The sequence below is a fragment of the Algoriphagus sp. genome (assembly GCF_024642405.1).
In the GTDB taxonomy this organism is placed as follows: domain Bacteria; phylum Bacteroidota; class Bacteroidia; order Cytophagales; family Cyclobacteriaceae; genus Algoriphagus.
The window spans coordinates 21,187-30,473 of sequence record NZ_JAHEBC010000015.1; the positions used below are offsets into that span (position 1 = coordinate 21,187).

The following is a 9,287-nucleotide window of genomic DNA, read 5'->3' on the forward strand; positions in this document are numbered from 1 at the left end:
TTACAGGTTCACATTAACACCCAACGTAAATGTTCTTGCTGGAGTGAAAGTATTAGAAGTAGTTCCATTAAAAGTACCTGAAACATACATTCCACTTCTAGAAGACAACCAGCCTAAGTTTTCACCGGCTAGGTAAACAGTAGCACCTCTCATTTTCACTTTCTCAAGCATAGTTCTTGGGAAAGTATAAGATAAATTGACAGATCTTAAATTCAGATAGGAGGCTGAAGTTAACCATCGATCCGAAGCGACATTGGTACTTGCTGCCCCAGTAACGTCCATTTTAGGAACGTCAGTTACATCTCCTGGCTGAGTCCATCTGTTCATGATGTCTGTATGCAAAGCACCTCCATCAGGATCAGCAGACATTAAACCTGCATAAATTCCGTCATAAATATCTCCTCCTACTGCAAAACTCATCAATACATTTAAAGAGAATCCTTTGTAAGTGAAAGTATTGGTGATACCACCAAAGAAGTCCGGAATTGCATTACCAGCAAAGTGGTATCTCGCATTTCCAAAGTCCGTAGTCAATGTATCAGCACCTACAATTTTGATATCCTCATCTCCAGCATCATATTCTTCGGCTCTAAATAAGCCTTCACCAGTTTCAGGATCTACACCATACCAGTCTCTCAACCAGAAGTCATAGATTGATCTACCAACAACATACTTTTTGGTACCATTAATCTGCTCATCAAAAGGAAGCTCTTTGAACTCATTTTTGAAAGTAGAAACATTAAGACCAACATTCCATTTGAAGTCACCTGATCTCACTACATCACCTGCAATACTGAATTCAATACCAGTATTAGCCATTGTACCAATATTCTGGAACTTAGAAGAAAGACCTGTAGTCAAAGAAAGAGGTACTTCAAAAAGCAAGTTTTGAGATTCTCTGTTGAAATATTCGATTGTACCAGAGAATCTGTTTGCAAAAGCAAAATCAAATCCAATATCGAATGTGTTATTTGATTCCCACTGTAAATCTCTTGCTGCCAAAGAAGCCTGTAGAATTCCTGGCTCAGAAGCATTATTAAATCCTAGATCATAAAGTGCCTGCCATGGGTAGTATCCACCAACATTGTTGTTACCAACTTCACCATAAGAAGCTCTCAATTTCAACAATTGAATGAATGATGAATTAAAGAAATTCTCTCTGTCAATCGTCCAAGCTGCACCTACTGAATAGAAAGTACCCCATCTTACATCTTCAAAAAATCTTGAAGATCCATCTGTTCTCCAAGATGCAGAGAAGGAATACTTATCATCATATACATAATTTAATCTCGAGAAGTAAGATTCAATTCTGTCTCTATCCAATCTACCAGACGCCGTATTAATAGTTACGAAATTGTCTGGCTCGATATTTCCAGCAAGGATTTGATCTTGCTTAGAGATAAACTGACGATTTCTCTGGAAGTCATAATTTTCGTGACCAAACAATGCTTCTACAAAATGCTTATCTCTGAAAGTATTTGTATAAGAAAGCAATTGGTTAAAAGTCAAGGAATTAGTTCTGATATTTTCTCTTCTTGTTCTACCGGCCGGAGCTCCATCACCTACGATTTGGTTATCATATCCAATATCTAAAAGTGAAGTCATATCAGATGATATATTAGTTCTGAAATTGAAATTTTTCAAGAAAGTAGCTTCCACATAAGCTCTTGCAGAAATCACATCACTATCAAATCTGTCAATATTCAGATTTGTCTCCTGAACAACGTGACGTCCTGGGAAAGAACCTGGACCTCTTCTTGGAAGACCTAAACCTACCAAATCACCAGTATCGTAAATTTTGTTGCCGAATTCGTCTAGAATGAATCCGCCAGTATTCATATTCTGAGCATAAACTGGATAGATTGGTCCGATAGATCTTGCAGTAAAGAATGGATTAACAAAACTATTGCTTCCACCAGATCTAGCATTATTACCTTCGCTCATTGTAGCAGAAAGGTTAATACCTGTCTTCATCCACTTAGTAGGTGAAGTATTCACATTCAAACGACCAGTAAATCTTTCGATATCAGACTTGATAACAAATCCTTTTTCATTCAAGTAGTTGAAAGAAGTATAGAAATCAGTCTTATCAGATCCACCAGAATAGGTCAAATTGTATTCTTTACGATCACCCATTCTCTCCAACTCATCAAACCAATCTAGACCTTGAAAGTTATTTACAGCATTTGGATTTAAAGTTCCATCTGCTCCCACAATTTGATCATCAGGTACATTGTAAATATTGTATCCCAATATGCTTGTCAAATTTTCAGATGCATAAAGTGCTGCTTCTGCCGGTGTTGCTCCAGAACCTAATTGGCTGTTCTTTAATGATTCCCAAACTACAGGATAGTATTGCTGATCATTAATACGATCATATTCAGGTAAAGCTCTTCCAGAAAAACCTTGCTGAACTCTCAAATTGAAAGTTGGTTGATTTTTTTTACCAGTTTTTGTGGTAATCATAATCACACCATTAGCCGCTCTAGATCCATAAAGTGCAGATGATGATGCATCTTTCAAGATGGTCATGTCAGCGATATCCTCAGGGTTAAGGTTCGAAAGGTCTCCATCATAAGGAACACCATCCACTACATAAAGAGGAGCTGAAGATGAGTTAACAGAACCTACACCTCTAATACGGACTGCAGGCGTAGAACCTGGCTGACCAGATGCTGAGGTAGTAATAACACCAGGAGCCTGCCCTTCGATGGCATTTACCACGTTATTAATAGGCCTGTTGGCTATTTGATCTGATTTTAATGCTACTGCTGAACCAGTAAAATTACCTTTATCAACTGTACCACCATAAGCAGTAATTACAACCTCTTCCAGATTTTGAGCATCAGGATTTAAGGTTACGTCAATTGTGCTTCGGTTTCCAATAACTTCTTCTTTGGCCAAATACCCGATATAGCTAAACACCAAGGTAGTTGCTCCGTCTGGAACCTGTAAAACATAATTACCGTCAAGATCGGTCACCACACCAATTGTGGTTCCTTTTACTAAAATGTTGACTCCGATGAGTCCTTCTGGCTCTTCGGGAGAAACTACCCTTCCAGTTATTGTACGGCTTTGCGCAAATGCTGAAACAGTAATCAACAATCCGAAGAGTAAGCTTAGTAATGCTTTTCTCATAAATTTTGTTGGTTAGTTAAAATTATTTTAAGACTCAGTATACTATATACTGGAAGTTAAAATTAATTAAACAATAACAGATGACCACGTTTATTAACCAAATAAAAATCCTGTAAAGGATAAAAAATTTATAAAAACGGCAGAAAATCAGTTTAAAAAGAATTATAGATCGTTTTTATACAAAATAACAAACTGTCTGTTTTTGAGACAGTTATATTAAGATCGGTCAAAATTGAATTATTTAAAGAGCTTTAATAGAATATTAATAAGAAATTTTAAAAAAAGAAATAGAACTAAAACAAAATACTTTTTAGTAGAACTAAAACTAATTCAAATGTTTATACAGATAATATTTCAAAATCGTATTTTTATTAATAATGATAATTTTATATTATAATTTTATTTAATTTTAATATAAAATATAATCATTTTTAAAAATGACAGAATTAAAAACAAGACCAAACAATCTTTCAGTTATTGATTTTTTGAATAAAATAGAGAGCCCCGAAAGGCAAAAAGACGGCTTTAAACTTCTAGAAATCTTTACTGAAGAAACTAATGAATCACCTGTACTCTGGGGCCCAAGCATAATAGGTTTTGGACAATTTCAATACAAGTATAAATCCGGTAGGGAAGAACTTTGGTTTCCGGTAGGGTTTTCTCCAAGAAAACAGGCATTGAGTATTTATTTGATGAAAAGTTTTTCCGAATTTGAAGATTCTTTAAGTAATCTCGGAAAGCACAAAATTTCCAAAGGATGTTTATATATTAAGAGATTAACTGAAGTGAATGAATCGGTTCTTAGGCAAATGATTCGGAAATGCTACACCGATATCATGGGAAAAGACCAAAAATAAACCTAGCATGTTACACATACTCAATGGCGATTCTTTAGCCGATAAATTTCCAAATGATATACACGGTGATAGAGCCATTACAAGAGAATGTCTTGTGGATGGCCCAGTAGACGCACATTCATTAGAAGAATTATGGGTTATCAGAGATGAATTTCTCTCCGAAAAGTATGGTAATAGTTTCGATGGAAATTATTTTGAAAAAGTTATCCCAGAGTTTGAGAAAATTTTAACGGTAGCTTCCAATACTAAAGTTTATTGCTGGTTTGAATTGGATCTTTTTTGCCAAGTAAATCTCTGGTTCGTGATGCACCTATTAGAAAAGCATAAAGGTGATATTTATTTGATCCTTCCGGAAAAGGCAGATCTAAGATTAGGGTATGCAGAATTAAACGATCGACAAATGGAGGAACATTTCAGAGATGCAAGGCTTCTAACCAAAAACCAACGTGAAGTTTTGGCAAATCTTTGGAAGATGTATCAATTGCATCATATCGATGAAGCGATGACCCTCTCAAAACAAGTTGCTCCTGAATTACCTTTTCTTCCTCCTGCTGTAAAAGCATGGAAAGACAGCATTCCTCATGGAGAATACCCGGGAAAGCCAAAGGCTACGATCATTGAAATCATAAAAACGTTGGATACGCATGATTTCTCAAAGGTTTTTAGAGAATTCCGAAACCGACTTCCTATTTATGGATATGGAGATCTTCAAGTCAAAAGATTATATGATGAGATAAAAAAAGAAGCTGTTTGACAGCTTCTTTTTTTTACTACAATTCCGAAAGTAATTGCTCGGAGGAGTTCATGACTTTCTTGTATTTCCCAAGCGCCCATCTACTAAAAAAGTACATATACAAAAGCCCACAAGGCAGGTAAATCGCCCAAAAAAGTGGTTTGGAAATGAAGTCCATATTTCCCTTAATTTCCGCAATCGGCGGCAAAACGGTTATCAGGGTTAAGGCGCCAAAAATCACCCCATAGCGTTGAACTTTCCAAAATTTGATTTTGCTCTTAGCAAATTTTTCAAGCATCTGGGCAGGAGCATCTCCACCTATTTTCACACTTCGCATACTTTTGATCGCATTTAAGCTCGCAATCGGTAAAATAGTCATGATCAGAATCGTGATCATCGCAAAAACCTGATTGTACCATAGCTCCAATTCTGGAAACTTTGAAAGTAAATACATAGCGTAAACATAGCATATCACGGACCCGATCATTTCCGGTAAGCGGATGCCATCGAGCTTTTTTCTGAATTTTTGTTTGGTAATGTCCATAAGCAATTCTTTTTGAATTTTATCCTGTTTTTCAATCTTTTGGCTTAAATCAGCCCACAATGACTGCATCTCTTCTAATTCCATATTTTAGTTGGTTTAGGGGTGGCTTCAGACTTTAATTTCTGTTTGATACGAGACATTCTGGTTCCTACATTACTGGTAGAAACTCCTGTTATCTGCCCTATTTCTTCGTAGTTTTTTCCTTCGAGGAACAAAAACATAATTCCTCGGTCCAAGAGATTCAATTTCCTGATCTGAGCGTAAAGCCACTGAATCTTTTCATCCTTCTTACTATCCATAGGCTCTGAGTAATTAAACAGTGTCTGATCCATGGAAACCATCAATGGCTTTTTCTTTGACTTGTTCAGATGTGTGATCGCTGTATTCATACCCACCCGGTAAAGCCAGGTGCTGGGTTTGGAAGCTCTTTTGAATTGATCAAAAGACTTCCAAGTCTGATAGACTATTTCCTGATACAAATCATCCTGCTCATCTTTTTCCTTAGAATAAATCAACGTGATCTTATAGATCAAGCCCTGATTTTCCTGGATCAAATGAATGAATTCCTCCTCTTTGCTCATTTACTTGGTTTTCTTTATTAGTCTCTTGATCATGGAAAAAATCACAGATTAATTGAATTATTTTTAAATTTTATCAAATCACCTACTTTCATTTCTCCCGATTCCTCAGATTTTTCCTCTCTTCTAAGTTACCAAATGCTTATTTTCGAACATGCAATTGACTACAAGTTTTGACATTCCAAGTCATCCGGCCCTAATTTCATTTAATGATAAAATCCTAAGTCTCGGCTCCTGTTTTGCAGAGAGTATGGGAAACAAAATGAAGGAATTGAAGATGGATATTTTAATCAATCCATTTGGAACACTCTTTCATCCCATTCCTATTTGTCAATTACTTGAGGCTGCTCTTGAGGAAAAGCCCTTTCCCGAAAACATGTTTTTGGAGAGAGATGGAATGCATTTTCATTATTGGACACACTCCCAAGTAATGGGCTATTCCTTTGAAGAACTTCGTGGAAAACTAACCGGGCAACGATTCCTCGTAAAAGAATACCTTTTAAAATGTGATTACCTCATTTTAACATTGGGTACGGCCTGGCTTTATGAGTTGACCCAGAGCTCAGAAGCAGTTGCCAATTGTCATAAACAGCCAAGTAAGCTATTCACGAAGAGATTGACAGGATTAGACGAAATGTCAAATTACCTGAAAAAGATTTTCACACTATTAAAGGAGCTAAACCCAAACTTGAAGATCATTCTAACTGTAAGCCCGGTTCGGCATATCAAAGATGGAATCCCGGAGAATCAATTCAGTAAAAGTCTTTTGAGAGTGCTCTGCGGTAATTTAGAGGAGCAGCATGCCCAAGTCCAATATTTTCCCTCTTATGAAATTATGGTGGATGAGTTACGGGATTATCGATTTTATAAGCCTGATTTAATCCATCCTACCGAGCAGGCAGAAGAGTATATCTGGGAAAAATGGAAGAACTCACTCTTTACCAAAGAAACTCAAAACCTATTTGATAAAATAAAAAGTGTCAAACTTGAATTGGAGCATAGACCATTAAATCCCAAAAGTGAAGCACACAAGAAATTCCTGAGAAACTTAAAGGAAAAACTGGAACGATTAAACGATCAATTTGATTTTTCAAGTGAACTGGAAAAAGTAAATGCTGAACTTTCCGATTTTTAAAATACTACAATGAGCCAAACTTCAAATCGACTGATCAATAGTCAAAGCCCCTATTTACTTCAACATGCGCATAATCCAGTGGATTGGTATCCTTGGGGGCCTGAAGCATTGAAAAGAGCTGAAATCGAAAACAAACCAATAATTGTTTCAATCGGCTATTCAGCTTGCCATTGGTGTCATGTGATGGAGCGGGAAAGTTTTGAAGACCAAATTACAGCAGACTTGATGAATGAAAGTTTCATCTGTATCAAGATTGACCGGGAGGAAAGACCTGACATTGATAACATTTATATGGATGCAGTTCAGGCAATGGGATTACAGGGAGGATGGCCATTAAATGTGTTTTTGATGCCAAACCAAAAACCATTTTACGGAGGAACGTATTTCCCAAACGCACAATGGAAAAATCTTTTGGCGAATATCGCAGACGCTTTTGTAAAACATGAGGATCAGCTTGCGGAAAGCGCCGCAAGTTTTGGAATAAGTATTTCTAAAAAAGAGACTGAAAAATATGGTATTCTGTCTGGAGAGGCTGAATTGGATCCGGATGATCTTGCTGAGGCTATCGCCAAATTAAGTAGTCAATTTGATCCAGAATGGGGTGGAATGAATAGAATCCCGAAATTCCCAATGCCTGCGATTTGGGATTTTACTTTAGATTATGCGATTTTAAGCAAAAGTCAATCACTCATAGACAAAGTCCTTTTTACCCTTCGTAAAATAGGTATGGGTGGAATTTATGATCAGATCCGAGGGGGATTCGCAAGATATTCTGTTGACGGGGAGTGGTTTGCTCCTCATTTTGAAAAGATGCTTTATGATAATGGTCAACTCTTAGAGCTCTATTCGAAAGCTTATCAGGTAAGTAAGGATGATTTTTTTCTGGAAAAAGTAAATGAAACCATTGGATGGCTACAGGATGAAATGCTACAGGAAGAAGGAGGGTTTCATTCTGCTCAAGATGCTGATAGCGAAGGAGTGGAAGGTAAATTTTACACCTGGACTTACGCAGAACTCGAGAAAATCATCCCGAATGAGATCTCCTGGTTTACAGAATTATACAATTTAAAATCCAATGGAAATTGGGAGGATGGTGTTAATATCCTATTTCAGACAAAAAGCTATGAAGAAGTCGCGAAAAACCATGGAATGGTTGAAACCGAACTCATAGATAAGCTAAACAAGGTCAAATTAAAGCTACTAGCTGTTAGAAACAAGAGAATTTTCCCGGGAAAAGACGACAAGATTCTTAGCGGTTGGAATGGTTTAATGGCTTCAGGATTAATTCAAGCATATTTTGCAACAGGAAATAAAGCTGCATTGGAACTTGCAATTGCAAACAGGAAATTCGTAGATAAGAAAATGACTGATTCCGGAAAAATTTTTAGGTCTTATAAAAACAGTCAGGCATACACCCCGGCATTCTTGGAAGATTATGCCGCAATTATCAAAACAGATTTATTGCTTTTTCAAGCTACCGGAAATCCTGATCATTTGAATTCTGCTGAAAAACTTACCGGAATTTGTATTGATGAATTCTTTGATGAAAGCGACGGGTTTTTCTTTTTCAACAATCCAAGTTCGGAAAAACTAATTGCCAATAAGAAGGAATTATTTGACAATGTCATCCCCTCCTCCAACTCTATTATGGCCAGAAACCTTCATCAGCTTTCACTTTTAACTTACCATGAGAAATATGATTCAATTGCAAAAAAGATGCTTGGAGGTATGAAGGGCTTGATTCTTAAAGATCCGGGATTCCTTTGCAACTGGGCAAATCTATATCTCGAAAACCTTGTTCCAACAGCAGAAATCGCAATTGTTGGAAAGGGAGCCAAAGTTTTAGCAGATCAATTTAAATCAAGCTATCTACCAAATATGATAGTTGCATATTCAGAGGATGAGACAGAAACTGCCGCGATACTTCATGGCAAAACTCCCGATTCCGAGGGAAATGCCTTAATTTATGTTTGCTTTGATCATGCCTGCCAGAAACCTGTCAGTACCTTTGAAGAAGCAATTTCTCAACTCCCATATTTAGCCTGATTCATTGGAAAGTTTGTTTGGTAATCAAGATTTATTCCCAGAAGAAGCAAGCAATTCTTTTGCAGATATCATCCTGCCTGTTCCAATACCGCGGATGTTTACCTATCGTATTCCACACAGCCTAGAAAATCAGATTCAAATCGGAGCCCGAGTAATTGTTCAATTTGGTAAAAAAAAGGTACTGACCGGAATTATAGGGAAAGTTCATAATAAAGCTCCACAGGCTTATGATGCCAAGCCAATACTCGATATCCTC

Annotated in this window: 7 protein-coding genes and 1 pseudogene; 5 read left to right on the forward strand and 3 right to left on the reverse strand. The window is 36.9% G+C overall.

The window, feature by feature from the left end; genetic code table 11:
* Window positions 1-3,138: a TonB-dependent receptor gene (locus Q0L68_RS02435; RefSeq protein ID WP_296698886.1), complete on the reverse strand. Its 3,138-nt coding sequence runs from the start codon at window positions 3,136-3,138 to the stop codon at window positions 1-3.
* Window positions 3,139-3,575: 437 nt separating this feature from the next.
* On the opposite strand from Q0L68_RS02435, the gene Q0L68_RS02440 reads away from it, so the two are divergent.
* Together Q0L68_RS02440 and Q0L68_RS02445 are read left to right on the forward strand one after the other, a co-directional pair.
* Window positions 3,576-3,995 (forward strand): DUF1801 domain-containing protein, encoded by a 420-nt coding sequence (locus Q0L68_RS02440; RefSeq protein WP_296698889.1) that lies wholly within the window; start codon window positions 3,576-3,578, stop codon window positions 3,993-3,995.
* A 7-nt stretch (window positions 3,996-4,002) separates the two neighbouring features.
* On the forward strand, window positions 4,003-4,749 hold the full coding sequence (locus Q0L68_RS02445; protein WP_296698892.1) for a DUF1835 domain-containing protein: 747 nt from the start codon (window positions 4,003-4,005) through the stop codon (window positions 4,747-4,749).
* A 16-nt stretch (window positions 4,750-4,765) separates the two neighbouring features.
* Here Q0L68_RS02445 and Q0L68_RS02450 read toward each other — a convergent pair whose 3' ends face one another.
* A complete protein-coding gene (locus Q0L68_RS02450) occupies window positions 4,766-5,356 on the reverse strand; it encodes a hypothetical protein (RefSeq protein ID WP_296698895.1) in 591 nt (196 codons plus the stop codon).
* The gene (locus Q0L68_RS02455) at window positions 5,347-5,853 is read right to left on the reverse strand and encodes a sigma-70 family RNA polymerase sigma factor (protein ID WP_296698898.1); all 507 of its coding nucleotides are present in this window, start codon (window positions 5,851-5,853) and stop codon (window positions 5,347-5,349) included. The genes Q0L68_RS02450 and Q0L68_RS02455 overlap by 10 nt, the downstream gene beginning before the upstream one ends.
* Window positions 5,854-6,004: 151 nt before the next feature.
* Here Q0L68_RS02455 and Q0L68_RS02460 point away from each other — a divergent pair, with 151 nt between their 5' ends.
* From Q0L68_RS02460 to Q0L68_RS02470, 3 genes and pseudogenes are all read left to right on the forward strand, one after another.
* Entirely contained in the window at window positions 6,005-6,985 is a 981-nt protein-coding gene (locus Q0L68_RS02460) for a GSCFA domain-containing protein (protein WP_296698901.1), read from the forward strand.
* Between the two features lie 9 nt (window positions 6,986-6,994).
* Window positions 6,995-9,031: a thioredoxin domain-containing protein gene (locus tag Q0L68_RS02465; RefSeq protein WP_296698902.1), complete on the forward strand. Its 2,037-nt coding sequence runs from the start codon at window positions 6,995-6,997 to the stop codon at window positions 9,029-9,031.
* Window positions 9,032-9,035: 4 nt separating this feature from the next.
* Window positions 9,036-9,287 (forward strand): annotated as a pseudogene (locus Q0L68_RS02470) (primosomal protein N'); the annotation flags it as partial.